This window comes from Asticcacaulis biprosthecium C19 (genome assembly GCF_000204015.1).
In the GTDB taxonomy this organism is placed as follows: Bacteria; Pseudomonadota; Alphaproteobacteria; order Caulobacterales; family Caulobacteraceae; genus Asticcacaulis; species Asticcacaulis biprosthecius.
The window spans coordinates 39,936-40,817 of sequence record NZ_GL883079.1 but is presented as its reverse complement, the minus strand read 5'-3'; the positions used below and the strand labels follow the sequence as shown (position 1 = coordinate 40,817).

Genomic DNA, 882 nt, shown 5'->3' with positions numbered 1-882 from the left:
CGTACACATTTGCAACCAGTCTCTCAATGAGGTGTCATGCTTGATGACCGGTTAACGCAGGACGGTTTCCACAGCCTAATTGACGGGCCAGCCCCGCAATGGGTGGTTGCCCCCTCGCCGCTCGACTATCCGGAGGCCGTAGCCTTCATGGAAGCCCGCGTCGCCGCCATTCAGGCCGGAGAAGCGCCCGAGATGATCTGGCTGGTCGAACATCCGCCGCTGTACACGGCCGGCGTCTCGGCGAAAGCCGACGACCTGATCGCGCCCGGGCTGTTTCCGGTCTATTCAACCGGCCGCGGCGGCCAGTACACCTACCACGGCCCCGGCCAGCGCGTGGCCTATGTCATGCTGGACCTGAACCGCCGGCACAAGGATGTCCGCCGCTTTGTCCAGGCCCTGGAACAATGGATCATCGACACCCTTTGGCAGTTCAATGTCGAAGGCCATATCCGCGACGGCCGCGTCGGCGTCTGGGTCGAGCGCAAGGATAAAGGCAATCCTATGTCTCCGGATGACCTTGTGTCATCCGGCAAGGGCGACTGCCCGCCCGAGCTTATGCAAGGAGCCCCACCCAATCTGCAAGCAGATTGGGACACTCCTAACGAGAAGGGCGAATTAGAAATTCGCCCTGGGGCGCCTGAGCGCACCTACCAAGAAGATAAAATCGCAGCGCTTGGCATCAAACTGAGACGCTGGGTCAGCTTCCACGGCATCAGCCTCAATGTCGAACCCGACCTGTCGCATTTTGACGGCATCGTGCCCTGCGGCATCCGCGAACATGGCGTCACCAGCCTGCTCGACCTGGGCTTGCCCGTGACGATGGATGAAGTCGACTATGCGCTGAAGATCAGTTTTGAGAACATCTTCGGCCCCGTAAACGCC

General features: G+C 60.7%; 1 protein-coding gene. It reads left to right on the top strand.

Annotation, left to right across the window (positions count from 1 at the left end):
- Nucleotides 1-36: 36 nt before the first annotated feature.
- Nucleotides 37-882, top strand: an 846-nt coding sequence (gene lipB / locus ABI_RS15265) for a lipoyl(octanoyl) transferase LipB (protein WP_083811530.1), incomplete at its 3' end; no start/stop codon positions are given.